Genomic DNA, 17329 nt, shown 5'->3' with positions numbered 1-17329 from the left:
TGATCATTTGGTTATATTACTGCCTCTGGCCTTCAGTTCAGCATCAGCAAGATTGATACCAGCAAAGTATTTTTTGATTTCATTCAAACTCATTCCTGTCTGAAACGGATTTAGCCGATGTGCTTCTCTGAGTGAGTGATATGCAGCTCTTGGATACAGTTTATACAGACCCTGAGCATTGGTCGGACCTTTTGCACAGATACCAAACCACTCTTCGTTCATATTATTTTCGCCTTTTACAAAATCTGTAAAATATCCACCATTGGACCAGGATGCGTTGCTGTCATGAATATCTAAATTTTTAGTTTGGCCATATTTCCACCATCCATCACTGAATTGAAAGGTGTATCCACCTATGGAATTGCCCGCCCTACCCAAGCCTGCAGCATTTTCATAGATTTCCTGCCAGTTGCCCAACGCAAACATTGCCTGAGCACGCTGATCTTCCTCCCCGGTTTGAACATTAAAAGCATCAGCACCAAACTCTGTAAATAGAACTGGCTTGCCATATTCTTTTTTGACTCTGTCAAACAGATCACCAAATGAAATACCTCTGTACACATTGGTACCAAAGATATCCACATCCTTACACTCTTTTGCAATGATGTCCAGGAATAGTAAGTCTCCATTGCATAAAGCGACCGGATGATTCATGTCCATACTTTTGATTGCTTTTGCTCCTTCATTAAACAGAGTGTACATCGGTAAGGCCTTTAACGTAGATTTACGATCCTCCATCGGGATATCTTCTGTCTCGGCCCCTTCCCAGAAAAGCCCGTAGTTGTTTTCGTTGCCCAATAGATACAACAATAATCCCGGGGTGTCTTTGTAATCTTCTGCAAGTTTTTTAACTTCAGAAAGCAGGAGTGCTCTCACCTTAGGATCAGCATAGTCTGTAATAGGATACCATACTCCTTCCACGCTCAAACCGTACCGTCCAAAGGAATGGTTTAGCATGGTGTAAATCCCATAAGTTTCATAAATGTAAGTAATCCATTTTTTGGGTATTCCTGTATAAGCTCTGATGGAATTGACTCCCATATTGGCAAGTAAAGCCATTTCATCATCCAGAGCTGCCTTGATAATCGGATCAGGCTGATCCCAGAGAATATATGAATAATTGGTGCCGATAGGAAAGTAATCCCAGTTCATACCGTTGATCATCAGTGGCTTATTATTGACCAAAAGCATCTGACTATTATTATTACCGGCAATAGAAACTTTTGCTGATTGACCTATGCAGAAAGGTCCGGTCATCAGGATCGCCAACATGGTGGCTATCTTAAAGGATAGGCGCATTGCTAGTATTGAAATGTGGTTTTAAAAAAAATGCACCACAATAATATCTCAATTTATTTTTAATAGTATATATACATTTTATATACAAGGATATATATAGGTATTTGTATATTTTTAAATAATTGTATTATAATAAATTAGAATTAAAATTGCGGGAATTACAATTTTAATAAAATCGAAAATTAGTAAAATATGAACCTTAACTGGTAATAATATTTATGAATCCGTTGCTATATGGAATTGAAAATTGGAGTTGGATAGTGTTGGATAGTATCTAAGTCATAGACTATGACCATGGCATATTATCGATGTCAGTGAATTCCAACATAAGTTTATGTAAGATTACTACCTCTTTTTAAAGATCAATACCTCATCTTTTGGTATAGCCAATCCATCCTGGCTATAAATTCTTGAATTTAATTGAAGATATTTACCTTCAACTTTGAACTGAGTCAGGGCGTTCAGAAATTCAATAAATTTGTTTTCACTTTTTGCGTCTTCTTCTCTTACACCTATTCTGGTTGAAAAGGATAAGTGTGTAGACAATTCATTTTTATTTTTAAACCGATATCTGCCGGTCATAAAATTGACTGCTGACTTTCCGTCCATGATATAAAATTCCTGACCTGAAATACTGGTTTTTTCATTTTTAAATGTGATAAACATATCATACTGATGCACTTTTTTGTCCACATTCATCGTAGCACCATCAGACATGTAGCCCAAAAAATCCCATGTGCCAAGCAAAATAGCATTAGAATATATACAATTACCCATCGTAAAATCTATCTGATTGCATCTGGCATGACTTGGGTTGCTATAGGTTACACCATCGCATCCACACACGGGGTTTAATTCATAAGTAATCAGGCAGTTTTCAATGGGAGTTGAAACGCAATGCTCTTTTGAACATGATGCAAACATGCTTATCGTTGCCCAAACAATTAATAGTCTGTACATGGTTTGAGTTTTGTAATACAAGACGTTTAATATTAGTAAAAAGTTGGTATTTTTTACTTTAATTTTTAATATTTCCTGTATTACTCCTTCACCACCAGATTGATCATCCTACCGGGTACTAAGGTGGCTTTCATGACATTATGGGCAAAACCATCCCTGGTGATAAATGCCCACTATTGCAACTTTAATTTTAATCCAAATACTCTATAAATATCTTTAAGGTAATATCGAATACTTTCTAACGACCTTATCCCAGTTCCTGCGTATCATTTCTCTATTTCAATATCATATTTGGTTAAAAGTCCCGAAATTCCAAAAACCGAAAACTTTGCTTTTTTGACCCGGTTGATCTCAGGGTCTATTGTATAATTGTAAGAAGACCGAAAGTCAGCTTTTTCAAGTGTAGTACGATCAAAATTAGCTTGCTCAAGATTGCATGTGTCAAATATAGCATTTGTCAAGTCTGCCTCCGCAAAATCAGTTTCCTGCAATTGAGTATTTTTAAAAACAGTTTTTTTTATATTTGTTTTGTAAAACTGCTATAAAATGTTTTGAAATAGATCTGTATTCATCAATTTATATAAACAATACAGAACACAGTAAGAGAAAAAATTAGATTACATTTACGAAACAGCATTCTATTCTCTTTCTGGATGTTTTCCTTATTCCTAAGTACTATGATATACGAAGCCTGTCCAAAGCAATAATGATTACATTATTACTTATCATTTTGACATGACGGATGCATCGTGTATTGTTTTTTGAATGCTGGTGAGTATGTTTACTTTAATAGCTGTAGCGGAGAGACTAGTTTCCGTGCAGACAGTACCACGGTTATAAGAAATAAAATACTTTGAGATTGAAAAATGTACCGATTCATATATCATTTGACTAAATACCCATTTATGATTTTTATTATCTAATGTATAAAAAAAAAACCCTCACTCTTTTGTGAAGGCCCCTCTTTATGAAAGCGTTATTCTTTATGATGCTTGAATTGCTTATTTGCTGGATTTGGAGAATTTGCAATTTAGCAGTTCTGCAATTCAGCATATCAGCAGTTCAACAATTCAATTAGTTCCCATTGACCTGTATTGTTGCTGTACCACATTTTGGTGTTGGGCATTCAGGAACCATTGGTAAACAATTCTTGGGATCTGTTATATTTACTGTTCTACTACAAGTAACTCCTGTCACTGCATCTGTCAAGACCAAAGTGAAAGTAGCCCCGCCACCTGCAGATCCAGCGCCTAAGGTAAATAAAGTTGGTGTGCCATATGTACCACTGTTTGGCGTGACTGTTGTGGTATTGCCTTGGACTGAGACATTATATGTAGTCAGACTTGTACTCACATTGGTGACTGTTATGCCTACTTGTAATCGATCATCTGTTATTTTTGCAGGCGTTGCATTATCCAAGCAATCATAACTAAGTACTGTCGCAGCGTTGATATCACAACAGTTCATCGGTGTATTTAGTGTTGCTTGACATGCGCCTGTACAACCTGTTGTGGTATTTGTAACCGTCACGGTGTATACACCTCCTGAAAGTCCTGTAACTGTAGCCGTGACGGCTGCATTACTCCATAGATAAGTATAAGTTCCTACTGGTGATGGTGTCACGGTTAAAGATCCGCCAGTTAAATTTGCGCATGTGGGTTGTATATTTACGGCTACATTGCATGTAGGACTTATGGTACTATTTGCGACTATAGCCTGACATGTATTGGTACATCCCGTAGTCGTATTCGTGACAGTAACTGTATATGTACCTGCTGATAAACCAGTTATATTAGATGTCGTGGCGCCTGTACTCCATGATATCTGATTGCCAGTGGTTGTTACGCTTGCTGTTCCGTTTGGTGTGGCACAATTAGTGTTATCCGTTTTGCTACATGTGGCTGTTGGAAGTGTTGTTGTACTGCCTACTACCGCTTGACATGTATTCGTACATCCCGTAGTCGTATTCGTGACAGTCACTGTATATGTACCTGCTGATAAGCCAGTTATATTGGCTGTGGTGGCTCCTGTACTCCACGTTATTTGATTTCCATCTGTAGTCACACTAGCTGTTCCATTTGGCGTTCCACAATTGGTATTATCTGTCTTGCTACAAGTGGCAGTCGGTAATGTTGTTGTGCTTCCTACTACCGCTTGACATGTATTGGTACAACCTGTTGTCGTATTCGTGACGGTTACCGTGTATGTTCCAGCAGATAATCCCGTAATATTTGCTGTCGTGGCGCCTGTACTCCATGCTATTTGATTCCCATCTGTGGTTACGCTAGCTGTTCCATTTGGCGTGGCACAATTGGTGTTGTCAGTCTTGCTACACGTAGCTGTAGGTAATGTGGTTGTACTCCCTACTATAGCTGAACATGTTGCTGTACACCCTGTAGTTGTACTGGTCACTGTAACTGTATAAGTGCCATTGCTTAATCCCGTGATTGTCGAGGTCGTTCCGCTATTACTCCATAAATAGGTCACTCCTGTTGCAGTAGCGGTTGCAGTACCATTGGGTGTGGCGCAATTGGTATTGTCTGTCTTTGCACAGGTGACACTTGGGTTGGTGGTGTTATTGGTGATGATGGCTTCACAAGTGTTGATACAGCTTGTTGCAGGATCCGTTACCGTAACTGTGTAGGTTCCTGCGGCGAGATTATTTATCATCGCCGTCATCGCTCCTGTGCTCCAAAGATATGTAGGGTTCGTTGCATTAGTACTTACCGATGCCGATCCGTTCGGCGTAGCACAGTTGGTATTTGCTACAGGGGTACATACTGCTGTTGGCGGTGTTGTTGTAGATGCTACTGTTGCAGAGCATGTGGCCGTACATCCCGTGGTAGTACTGGTAACTGTGACCGTGTAGGTTCCCGCTGCTAATCCTGTTATGGACGGTGTAGTAAGTGTATTGCTCCAAAGATAGGTCACGCCTGTTGCAGTGGCTGTCGCACTTCCATTTGGAGTTGCACAATTCGTATTATCCGTTTTGGAACAAGTGACTGTAGGATTTATTGTATTATTACTAATTACCGCTTGACATGTCGCTGTACAACTCGTCGTGGTACTTGTTACTGTTACGGTATATGTCCCTGCAGCCAATCCGCTGATACTTGCCGTTGTTGCACTATTACTCCACAAATAAGTCACTCCCGTCGCTGTTGCTGACGCTGTTCCATTTGGTGTAGCACAGTTCGTATTATCTGTCTTTGCACAAGTGACTGTTGGTGGTGTAGCAGTAGAGCTAACTACCGCTTGACATGTCGCTGTACAACTCGTCGTGGTACTTGTTACTGTTACAGTATATGTCCCTGCAGCCAATCCGCTGATACTTGCCGTTGTGGCATTATTACTCCACAAATAAGTCACTCCCGTCGCTGTTGCAGACGCTGTTCCATTCGGAGTAGCACAGTTTGTATTATCTGTTTTTGCACACGTCACACTTGGTGGTGTAACTGCAGTTATACTTACCGTCCTATCTACATAACATGTATTGTCCGTAGCATCATAGATCCTTACTGTATATTGTTGTGTAGTATTGGTGAGTGAATTTTCGATCACACCTCCTGAAGGTATAGGAGAGATTGAAGTGGGTATTGCACTTCCGCTATTAAATGTCGCTCCTGTGGAGTACTGGTATCTTTGTCCTGTAGTGAAGCCTACGATGGTAAGTGTACCATTATTGGGTGCATTGGTACCTGTACAGCTTGGGTTGGTTGGGGTGACTGTAGCGGTTGGGGTTGTGCAAGTAATACAACAAGCACCTGCCAATACATTATCAATTGCAATATACACAGATTGTCCAAAAGGGACAGAGTAAGTCCATTCAATGTTTTTTGTTTGGGATAATGAAAACTGTATACACACTTTACGCCAGTCCAAAGTACTCCAATCCAAAACGCCTGTTCCATCATAGTTGGTTCCGGACATATTAAGTGCCACCATGCCAGGGTCATCAGGAATATTTATTGTAATAGCCACAATTTGGCCATTAATATTTGTTTTTGTCACTCCAGTTGTGGGAGATATTATATTGACATCATTTGCATCAATTCCTCCTCCAGAATAAAGTTCAAATGAAAATGTAGTTGATGGTGAAGAATTGCCAGCTGTAGGTACTGGTGCAAGATCAGCACAAAGGATATTGCAAGTATTCGCAGAAACCGAAGTCGAAGTTGTTTTATATATACAAGTACCTGCTGGTTCAGTACTACTCTTTAATACCATAAGTTTACAACTACCATCTACGGAGCGTCCTGAATTTGAAGCATCAATCCAATAAGCTTCAGGATCAGTAGACCATCCACTTATCGTTGAAGGGTCTTGATGAGCTGGTGACCCAGCATATGTGGTCGTAGGTGATAGTGTTCCTTCTTCTAATGTTGAATTCGATATAATATTGTTTGCACAATCTCCAGGATTACTTACTACAGGGCAAGAAAAAGGTACAAACCCAAAATCATAAGTGTGATTATTTTGACCTTCTGTCCCCATAACAAAAGTGACATCAGTATTTACTCCTACCATAAGTCCATCACTATCATTTACATCCGTACCTTGATCTTTTATTGTCAAATACAATCCTGTTAGTCCAGCTTGTTGACTACCACCTGAGACATTAGGAATTCTTACTGTGTAATTTGCACCTGGTGTAAAATTGAGTTGATATTTGTACGCTCCTGTTGAAACCCTATTGGGATCACTTGAAAATACATAATATCCATTTGCATCTGTGGAAGCAGTGGCAATTACCGTTCCAGCGCTATTGAGCAATTGGACTGTGACATTTGCCAATGGGGCTTCATTTCCATCTTGGATACCATTATTATTGTTGTCTCGCCATACGTAGTTACCTATCTCCACAGGGTCATTTATTTGGCATACGGCATCTACACCTACCAATGCAAACAATTTGCCACCGCCCAAACCAATACCGCCTATAATTCCACCATCAACTTGCTGATCGTATCTTACCCCAAAAGACTGTACCATGAGAGGATCAGTAACACCTATAGCCATGACATTTTTTCCAGTCACATTGAGCAAGCCTCCACTATATATATATGGGTGACCAAGAGATTGATCATAAAACAAATCTCCTCCTGGGCCTGTAGATTGTACTTCATGCATAGCAGTTCCATCATTAACTTGAATTAAAGGACCTCGTATTCCTGCATTTTCCAGCGTGAAAGTTCCGTCTGCATTACGCCATGTACTAATTACATATCCAGTCTCATTAGCTGTGTTAAGATTATACACGGCTCGATTAGTAATACCTAGGGTTATCGCTCCATAATTATCAAAATCAAAACCACTCACAACGGGTTGCAAATCTTTATATCCAGGGGCTCCACCATTCACATCAGGACCTCCAGTCCATTTCGTCTGAATTAGACCTACGGTCTGTAAGTTTCCGACATTAAATAGAGTCGGATTATAGCTAAATATTTCTGTCAATGCATTTGTAGTCGTATTAAGTTTAAATACTACTATTCTCACAGCAGAATTGTCACTTCTTAATGAACCATCAAATGTACCTGCTATATAAACATCTCCTGAATAAGTTTTCATAGCTGTGGCTCGAAAAAACCCATCGGTACCCTGAACAAATCCAGCAATGTTGGATGGAAACGAAATCTCAGAGATATCTCCCGCAGTGGGAGCTGTGGCTGGTAAAGATGCGTAGTTGACATTACCTATATTTATTTTGATAATATTTCCTTTACCTAAATTAGCTACATATAAACTGTTGCCATCAGGTGATATTGCTATTCCACCTAAACCATACTCTCCAAATCTAGGCTGAACGGCTCCAATAGGGTTTTGTGCACTAGTAGTAAACCCCAAAGATGATAACTGTACTAAAGTTTTGTGACTAGAGATCCCAGCGTTGGGTCCAGAATAGTCGGCCACATATATAGCTGTAAGGCCGGATGCCCCGCCTGTGCCAAAAACAGATGTCTCTGGAGATGAAATAGGGACCATCATTACCAAATCCGTACTCGGTTTTCTTGCCATGGCCCACGGTACACCAACTTGCGTATGATGTAAATCATCCTGATGGGGCTGGACTGTAGGATAATTAAAAGCACCCCATTTCGTTTGGGGATAAAAATCTGTCTGATATCTCCAGGATGCGACAGATACTGTAGGTGGTGTAGTAGGTGGGTTTAATGGGTCTGGAAACAATCCACATGAACCAATAAGTCTTGGGTCGGGGTCTGTGCCACACCTGCCTGGGATAAAAATACCAAAATTAACGTTTGAACTTCCAGCATTTATAAACTGAACTGAAGACAAATTTGCAGAGCCCAAAGCTCCATCTGTAAACCCAGTATAGGGAATAAACTCTAACCTATATTTGGTTCCTGCAGTCAATCCTGTCAGTGTATAGGTACCAAGATTTGATGTTGTGGTTGTACTGACCAGTGTGGTACCTGTCAAGTACGCATTTACAATGGCATTTGGGAAACCAGACTCCCCTGTGTCCTTAACTCCATTGTTATTACTGTCGTTAAAAACTGTCCCGGTAATGTTTTGTCCTGTGACCATAAACTGAGCCAGCAAAAAACATCCCAAGAAATAAAATTTAAATGCTTTCATAAGTAAAAATTTTAAGATAAATTAAAAACAATTCTTAAAATTCTACTATCATGATTAGGTTGATGGCGCAAAACTACTATCCAACATATTAAAAAATTATATAATACTAAGAATAATGATGTCTAGCCTAGTACATTTTAATGTCTTTGATATTATTACATCTTGTTATTTTTACTTTTGCTCACCAAATTGTAAAATTTTAACATCCTAATAAATCAGATCATAAATCATCAGATAAGACAAAAAATGACAATAAGAACTTTTATCATCACATTATGGATAATTTGTAATCTTACAAACAACTATTGTTATGCCACACAATACCATATTGGTCCTGGCCAAACATATTCAGATATTAACGATTTTTCCAACCTTGTTGGCTTTGATCAATTAAATCCTTATGATGAAATTTACATCCATTATAGAATACAGCCATATAGATCTTTTATCTTTATAAACACAAATCATCTGATGATTATCGGTGTGCCAAGTGCTAATGGCGAACTTCCCATCATTGATGGCTCACAAGCTTTACAAACTCCATATCTTTGGCAGGATAGTAACAATTTTTATACAGACACAGATGGGATAAATGATCCTGATCCTTCAAATCCAAACATCTATACATACTATTCTGGTGGACTATACCATTTAGGATTGATTACAATTGGTCGAAAATCCGGAGCGTTATATACAGATGTTCCCTCTCATATACGAATTGAAAATTTAGAAATTAGAAATGCACATCAAGATCAAACATTCACACCTTGGTTTTCAGGTTTAGTTGATGTAAATCATCCATATGCTTCAATATATAATGCTACATATAAAAATTATGCTCCTTTTGTATCTGGGATTAGAGTGCAGAGAGGCGAAAACATAACTATAAAGAACTGCCATATTCATCAATGTGGCAATGGTATATTTGTGAATTCAGTAGTAGATGACAATAATGGCAATGGCAACTTTGACGCAGGAGATGTGTCTTTGATTTCCCGGAATATACTTATTGAGCATTGTTCTATTCATGACAATGGTTGTTATAATGGAAATAGTTGTCATAATATCTATTGTGAAGCTTCAGGAAGTATATATCAGTATAATTATCTAGGAGGCAAAAAAACAGGGTCTCTAGAAAGTAATTGTTTGAAAGATCGAAGTGCAGGCACTGTGATCAGGTATAACTATATAGATGGAATAGATCAAGGTCACTTATTAGATTTAGTTGAAGCGGAGGCGAGTGCTCCACTCATGAAGGATGAGCCCGACTATCACAATACATATGTCTATGGTAATATTCTTATAAATCCACCATCAGGACCTGTTACACCTATTCACTATGGTGGTGATCATTGTGATTATGAAATTTACAGACGTGGCAACTTGCACTTTTTCAATAATACATTTGTAAATATTGCTGACCAATCCCAAAAGTATAGAACATCGCTCTTTTTCTTTCCTGTCTCAAATTATTTTTCCGGACCACCTTGGTGTACTGTAAGTCCTGCATCTTTTGATGAGTCACTGATTGCAAGAAATAATATCATTTACAATGCACCATTAACTTCGGGGGCGACACCGTCAGAATTGTACTTACTTCAAACAGATTTATTATCAACCCATAGTTTTCAAAATAATTTTATTTCAACTGGATTTCAAAATGGTTTTTCAGGGGTTTGGGATTTTTCAGCAAATCAGTACAAGCCATTTATTGCTAATGTCGCACATACACAAACCTTTTCACCAGCATTAAATAACCCTGGATTTTTAGATATTGATGCCTATGATTTTCATTTAAATGCTAATGCATTTTGTAGAGACTTAGGTACATCCTCTATAAATCCTCATTTAGTCAGCCATGAATACATAAATCACCAGAACTTTATTATCAGGTACAATGATGGATTTATTGATTTAGGAGCATTAGAATATCAAAATCCATTATTTATACCTGAATACACTTTTGAAGCAAGCTTATTTAAAACTAGTATTCTTCTGGATTGGAGTAATATATTTTCGTTTCTAAAATACGATGACATCGACTTGTATAAGTTTAATGACAAAAATGAAGAATTCAAACTAAATATTGATAAATTTTCAGATGAAGGCCGATATGAAGATCATAATCCAACTCAAGGGTGGAATTTTTATAAAATTTGTGGGTTAGATCAAAACATCGTTAAAAAGTGTACAGAAATTAAAGCAGTGTATTACAATGGCCCAAATAGCTTCTACCCAAATCCAGCTATTGATAAGGTATTTATCTCACAATATGAAGGTTTTACAGGTTTATATACCATATTGGATCCAATGGGTAAAATTATTTGCACAAAAAAACATGACGGTAGTGGTATTATTACATTAGACAACATAGCATCAGGAATTATTATAATAAAATCTGCTTTAGGTAACACACAAATTAGTAAACTGTAATAAATCATGACATATATAGATATGTATAAATTTATTAAATTTGCACTTTTTACAAAATAAAGCTTTTAAAATTGAGTTTTAAAGAATCGATTTTACTTTTTGTATTAATGTTTTGCATTGATGCCACTTGCACTTTACAAAATACAACAAATCAATCTTATATTGAACAGGTAAATATAGCTGATCAATTAGCTATCAAATTTCATTACAAAGAAGCAAAAGATCAATACCTTTCTGTTTTAAAACATATAAGCACATCACATAAAGAATTCACAAAAATAAAGTTGAAACTTTGGGAAATCAACCATAAAATGTTCATTTTTGAGTCTGATAGCATATTTCTAATTGATATCATGAATGCCCCAATAAAAACTACAGGAGATATTATCCAAGCACACTGTTTGAAAGCAAAAGGTCATTTTCTAAATCAAGAATTTGAAATGGGAAAAAACTATCTTGATAGAATTCAAAAAATATCGGAAGAGTCCCAAAACAGTAATTACTACTTAACACTAGCCATATATTTTGCATATAAATCAAATATGACTGAATCGTCTAAAGCTTGTTTTAAAGCATTGAATGATGCAGAAAAAAGAAATGATTACCTAATGATTTCTAATATATATAGTAAGTTAAGCAGAAACTATCTGCATGAATCCTTGTATGATGAAAGCATTAAGTACACGCGTAAATCTATCCAATTACAAAAGAAATATAACTTCACTAATAACTTAGGTCAAAATTATGAAATAGCGATGTATTATTTTTATTTAGATAGTACAGCTCAGGATTCAGTGATGTATTATGCGGAAGCTTCATTACATTATGCCACCTTAACTTATGATATAAATACTCAAATATACCAATGTCTTAACCTTGCGACTTTATTTGCACCTATTGACAAAAAAAAGGCATATGAATATTTAAATAAATTAAATCAACTTAAAAGCGAATATAAAATACCTGGTCATATTTTGAGTAATATTGATCTGTACTTAGGAGTTTTTGAGATGGAAAACGAAAATTATGAAAAAGCAATTGAAATATTCATGAATTTAAAAGAACGATATGCCAAGCAATCAAGGAGCGAAGAACATCTATGCTATGAATATCTCTCCAAATGTTATCTTCTGACAGGAAAACTGGACAAAGCCTTGGAAATGGAACAAAAGAGAAGTTTTACAAAAGAAAAGTATGAATCCGAAGCTTCCAGAAAGGAACTTTTATCATCAGAATTGAAATATGAGATTTTGCAAAAGGACCAAATTATACTTAGTGATAACCTTACAATATTGCAAAAAGAATTGGACAGAAAAAAATGGAATATTCTTTACAAAAACAAAGAAGCAGAAAATTTACTACTGTTAGAAAGTAAAAAATTATCTGATGAGAAAAATAAGAATCTCAATAATCAATACATTATTAGCAATCAAAAAAATGATATCATTCTAAAACAAAAACAGATTACCATCCTTAAGAAAAACAAAATTATTTACACCATCATTGCTCTTTCTATTTTTGTTGGGATCATTGCCAGTTTAGTTTTCCTTCATTTATTGTGGAAAAAATCAAATTCGCTAAAGAAATTAGAATTCCTAATGATGTCTGCTTCACAAAATTTATTAAAAGCCAAAAAACATCTTGAAATTTCGGATGAAAATTCCACAATTCAGAATACAACTGAGCTTCATTATAATTTCACTACTTTTGTTAAGGATTTTGATGTTTTTGAAAAGGAAATTCAAGAAATCATTGATGATACTCAAAAGTATAAATTCAGAATTCATCATGAAATAAAAGCGCCTATCATAAAAATTCAAAATCTGTTATCCAAATTGAATACATCTGAAAATATTTCAGTGGAAGAAAAAAAGACTCTTGGTCTCATTCAAAACAATATTAAATCAATGAAAGAAATCACCGAAAAAATGCTTCTACTTTCAAAAATCCAAAGGGTAGCCTTGCAAGTTAGTGATATTGACTTAAAAGAACAGATTACAGACGTTATTGAAAATTTACCTTTGGAACACCAATCGAAATTAGAATATAGTATTGACTCAAACGTGAAAATACAAGCGGATCCGTTATTAATGAAAATATTATGGGAGAATATGATCAGCAACTCAATAAAATATGAGAACATAAACCGGTCTTTACAAATCTCGATTTCAGCTAGTGAGTATCCTAATCATTATTTTATAAGTTACACAGACAATGCTCAAGGGATTCATGTGGATGAAATGGAACAATTAGATATTACACGTCAAATTTTAACTGATAATCAGACTAATAAAATTGGTCTGAATATCATTCAAAATATTGTGGATAAACATTTCGGGGAATTTAAAATACAAGAAACATCTTCAGCCGGAACTACTTTTACAATTTCCATACCACGTAAAAGCGCCTGATCATTAAGGTGTTAAAAATTTCTTTATCGCTTCACCTTTAGAATTTACTTGAAGTTTCCTGTATAGTGCCTTTATATAATACCTTACTGAATCCAGTGATGTGTCAAGTTTATCTCCTATAATTTTGTAGCTATAACCATCCGACAAAAGCTTTAAAACTTGATATTCAACATCAGTTAAGTCTGCCCACTTACTTTTATTTTCTTTCTTTTCTGTAAAATAATTAAAAAGCTTTCTCGCCATTAATGGACTCATATTTGAACCTCCATTAAAAGTTTCCTTAATTGAAGCTATTAGAACCTCAGAAGTAGAATCTTTAAGAAGATATCCATCGGCTCCATTTTTCATACATTCTACAAGTGTATCCGTATCTTCTAATACAGTGAACATGATTATCTGAATTCGAGGATTTAATTCTTTGATTATTTTAATTAAGTCTATTCCTGAATTTTTTCCAAGTAGAATATCCAATAATAGGATATCCACTTTATGAACAGCACGGTCAAAGAAATGCGTGTAATCTTCACCTGCCCATTTAAGGTTAAATCTTTCATTACTTTTGAAGAGTAAATCTAAATCTAAAATTATTCCTTCATCGTCGTCCAGAATAGCTACGTCAATGGCATTGTTTGAAATAATCATACTACATAATATATTTAAAATCACAAAATTAGACAATATAAGTTGAAGAGTAAATATTTAAGAAAGATAAAATCCCAGATTCAAGTTACATAAAGATGTTCAACCTAACTTTCAAAATTTAACATTGTTAAAAGAGTAAAGGAAGTAAAAAGTGATGAGTTTAATACAATCCACTATTCTTCAACAAATTATGTTTCTCAATTTGAAATTTACTCCTAATTTATTCGCTCTTTTTCCTCAAATCCAAGTATTTCATTAAAGATTCGGTATATTCCTATTCCTGCAGATCATTTCTCTATTTCAATATCATATTTGGTTAAAAGTCCCGAAATTCCAAAAACCGAAAACTTTGCTTTTTTGACCCGGTTGATCTCAGGGTCTATTGTATAATTGTAAGAAGACCGAAAGTCAGCTTTTTCAAGTGTAGTACGATCAAAATTAGCTTGCTCAAGATTGCATGTGTCAAATATAGCATTTGTCAAGTCTGCCTCCGCAAAATCAGTTTCCTGCAATTGAGTATTTTTAAAAACAGTTTTTTTTATATTTGTTTTGTAAAACGATGAATGATTGAGCTGGCAATGGTCAAACGAAAAGGAAAGTCCAAAATCATGAGAAAGATCAAACCGAAGTCCCAACATTTTACAATCTGTAAATTTTATGCCCTGAAAAACAGTCTTATGGAGTTTCATCATACTTAAATTACAACCTATGAATGTGCAGGCTATAAATTTAAATTCAGAAAAGTCACGGTTGGCAAAATTGCAGTTACTGAAAGTGCAATCTTCGTATTCGCCTTTTGATAATACTTCGATCAGGTCAAAAGTTTTGCTATGTATAAATGTATCTTTCATTGATCAATTTTGTAAAATGGTCAATTTGAAAAACTCCATTTCCTAAAAAAATCGAAGGTTTTCTTTCCAAATTTAAAATCAAAACTACAAATTTTAATTCAAATGCTCTCCTGCTTTTAAGAATGGTAAAATACGGAGAGTTTCAGATAAATGGTTGTTGCTGACTCAGGCAATGAAAACTTCCCAAACCCCAAATGATATCCACTGAATCTATACCCACAATGTCACGATCAGGAAAACATGTTTTCAAAATTTCAAGGGCTTTAAAATCATTTTTATCATCCCTGAAAATAGGAACTATCACTTTTTTATTTGAAATATAAAAATTGGCGTAAGAGGCCGGTAATATTTGATCTTCATATATGACTGGAGCCGGCATGGGCAATTCCACAATGTTCAGTTGTTTTCCGTCCTGAAGTCTCATTTTGTGCAGATCTCTGATGTTTTCTTTCAGAAGCAGATAATTATCGCTACTTTTATTCTCCTCCACACAAGTGACCACTGTATCATGATTGACAAATCTTGTGATGTCATCAATGTGACCGTCTGTATCATCTCCTACTATACCTTCATGCAGCCACAGTATATGATCTACACCATAATACTCCCGGAGATATTTTTCTATTTCTTCTTGATTAAGGTGTGGATTGCGGTTTTTATTGAGCAAACAGGCAGTTGTAGTGAGTAAAGTGCCTTTCCCATTAAATTCTACTGAGCCACCTTCCATAACAATTCCAGGGTGAAAGACCTTCATTCCCAATTTTTCACCTATCAAAGTGGGAATAACATCATCTAAGTCATACGGAGGATACTTATTGCCCCAGGCATTGTATCCCCAGTCAACAATGGCAATTTCTGACAACTCTCTATTGATAACAAACGCGGGTCCGTGGTCACGACACCATGCGTCATTGGTAGAATGGTGATAGAAATCTATATTATTCAAAACATCAGAAATGCCAGACAGCTTAGCCGCATACTTAGATTGCATTATTTTTTCAAGGGCGAAGCTTTCCATTGCAGCATCAGCTACATTAATATTGACACTCTGATGATCTGCTACCTGCAGTATAAACTCACAATACGGGTCATAGATTGCACCCAGCTTTCCGGGCCATGAGGCTTCTTTGTGCGGCCATGACAGCCACATAGCAGATTGTTTTTCAAACTCAGCAGGAAAGTGAAACCCCATACTTCCGGGCGTTATGTCAGGCTTCATCATCAATAAATCTCTTTGTGATCGGTTGATATGAATCAATGCGTCTATCTCTCAAAAAAGGCCAGTGAATTCTGAATGCGTCAGACAAAGCAAGGTCGAGCTCTACGGCAACAGTTTCCTCATTATCATGTGATGCCAGGTACAATAGTTTGCCTTGCCCATTTGCCACAAAACTTCCTCCCCAGAACTTCATAGCTCCGTCCTGCTCAAAGCCTACCCTGTTGACACTGACGACAGGTATTCCATTGGCAACAGCATGCGATCTCTGGATAATCTGCCATGAATTATATTGATCCATATTGGTTTCTGCGTCCTGAGAAGTCGCCCAACCTATAGCTGTGGGATAAAACATAATGTCTGCCCCCATCAGCGCGGTGATACGGCTGGCTTCCGGATACCATTGATCCCAGCATATAAGTACTCCGATTTTGGCAAATCTTGTCTGAAATACTTTGTACCCCAAATCACCTGGTGTGAAATAAAATTTTTCGTAAAAAGCCGGATCATCCGGAATATGCATTTTGCGATATTTTCCAAGATAACTTCCGTCAGCATCCAGTACGGCTGTAGTATTGTGATAAATTCCTTGAGTACGTTTCTCGAAGAGTGAAGCAATGATCACTACTCCCAATTCCTTGGCAACGACTGAAAGTCTGTCTGTCGATGGTCCCGGAATAGGCTCTGCAAGCTGAAAATTATCATAATCTTCTACATCACAAAAATATAATGAAGTGAATAACTCTTGTAGGCAAATGATATTAGCACCTTGATGTGCTGCAACTTCTATTTGATCAATAGCTTTATGAAGGTTCAGCTCCTTGTCGGCAGTACAAGACATTTGCACTATGCCTACTTTGACTTTAGCCATACTTAAGGGAAAATTTAGTTTAAGGTTCGGAATAAAGGGGCAA

Annotated in this window: 10 protein-coding genes; 2 read left to right on the top strand and 8 right to left on the bottom strand. The window is 36.4% G+C overall.

Annotated elements, in window-relative coordinates; translation table 11 throughout:
• Positions 1 to 3 precede the first annotated feature (3 nt).
• The 4 genes from IPK35_08375 to IPK35_08360 form a co-directional block, all read right to left on the bottom strand.
• Complete coding sequence (locus IPK35_08375) at positions 4 to 1191, bottom strand: hypothetical protein (GenBank protein ID MBK8053270.1); 1188 nt, start codon at positions 1189 to 1191, stop codon at positions 4 to 6.
• 453 nt (positions 1192 to 1644) lie between these two features.
• Positions 1645 to 2259: an META domain-containing protein gene (locus IPK35_08370; GenBank protein ID MBK8053269.1), complete on the bottom strand. Its 615-nt coding sequence runs from the start codon at positions 2257 to 2259 to the stop codon at positions 1645 to 1647.
• Positions 2260 to 2525: 266 nt separating this feature from the next.
• A complete protein-coding gene (locus IPK35_08365) occupies positions 2526 to 2780 on the bottom strand; it encodes a pentapeptide repeat-containing protein (GenBank protein ID MBK8053268.1) in 255 nt (84 codons plus the stop codon).
• Positions 2781 to 3333: 553 nt separating this feature from the next.
• On the bottom strand, positions 3334 to 8862 hold the full coding sequence (locus tag IPK35_08360) for a hypothetical protein (GenBank protein MBK8053267.1): 5529 nt from the start codon (positions 8860 to 8862) through the stop codon (positions 3334 to 3336).
• Positions 8863 to 9108: 246 nt separating this feature from the next.
• Here IPK35_08360 and IPK35_08355 point away from each other — a divergent pair, with 246 nt between their 5' ends.
• Both IPK35_08355 and IPK35_08350 read left to right on the top strand, forming a co-directional pair.
• Positions 9109 to 11295 carry a hypothetical protein gene (locus IPK35_08355; protein ID MBK8053266.1) on the top strand — a complete coding sequence of 729 codons (2187 nt, stop codon included), beginning with the start codon at positions 9109 to 9111 and terminating at the stop codon, positions 11293 to 11295.
• Positions 11296 to 11366: 71 nt separating this feature from the next.
• Positions 11367 to 13706: a tetratricopeptide repeat-containing sensor histidine kinase gene (locus IPK35_08350; GenBank protein ID MBK8053265.1), complete on the top strand. Its 2340-nt coding sequence runs from the start codon at positions 11367 to 11369 to the stop codon at positions 13704 to 13706.
• Positions 13707 to 13709: 3 nt separating this feature from the next.
• Here the strand turns inward: IPK35_08350 and IPK35_08345 are convergent, their stop codons facing one another.
• The 4 genes from IPK35_08345 to IPK35_08330 form a co-directional block, all read right to left on the bottom strand.
• A complete protein-coding gene (locus IPK35_08345; protein MBK8053264.1) occupies positions 13710 to 14348 on the bottom strand; it encodes a response regulator in 639 nt (212 codons plus the stop codon).
• 287 nt (positions 14349 to 14635) lie between these two features.
• On the bottom strand, positions 14636 to 15199 hold the full coding sequence (locus IPK35_08340; protein ID MBK8053263.1) for a pentapeptide repeat-containing protein: 564 nt from the start codon (positions 15197 to 15199) through the stop codon (positions 14636 to 14638).
• A gap of 142 nt (positions 15200 to 15341) precedes the next feature.
• On the bottom strand, positions 15342 to 16418 hold the full coding sequence (locus IPK35_08335) for an agmatine deiminase family protein (protein MBK8053262.1): 1077 nt from the start codon (positions 16416 to 16418) through the stop codon (positions 15342 to 15344).
• On the bottom strand, positions 16408 to 17286 hold the full coding sequence (locus IPK35_08330) for a carbon-nitrogen hydrolase (GenBank protein ID MBK8053261.1): 879 nt from the start codon (positions 17284 to 17286) through the stop codon (positions 16408 to 16410). Before IPK35_08330 ends, IPK35_08335 begins: the two co-directional genes overlap by 11 nt.
• Between the last annotated feature and the right edge of the window lie 43 nt (positions 17287 to 17329).

The sequence above is a fragment of the Saprospiraceae bacterium genome (assembly GCA_016713025.1).
Taxonomy (GTDB): domain Bacteria; phylum Bacteroidota; class Bacteroidia; order Chitinophagales; family Saprospiraceae; genus OLB9.
This window is presented reverse-complemented; position numbering and strand designations above follow the sequence as displayed.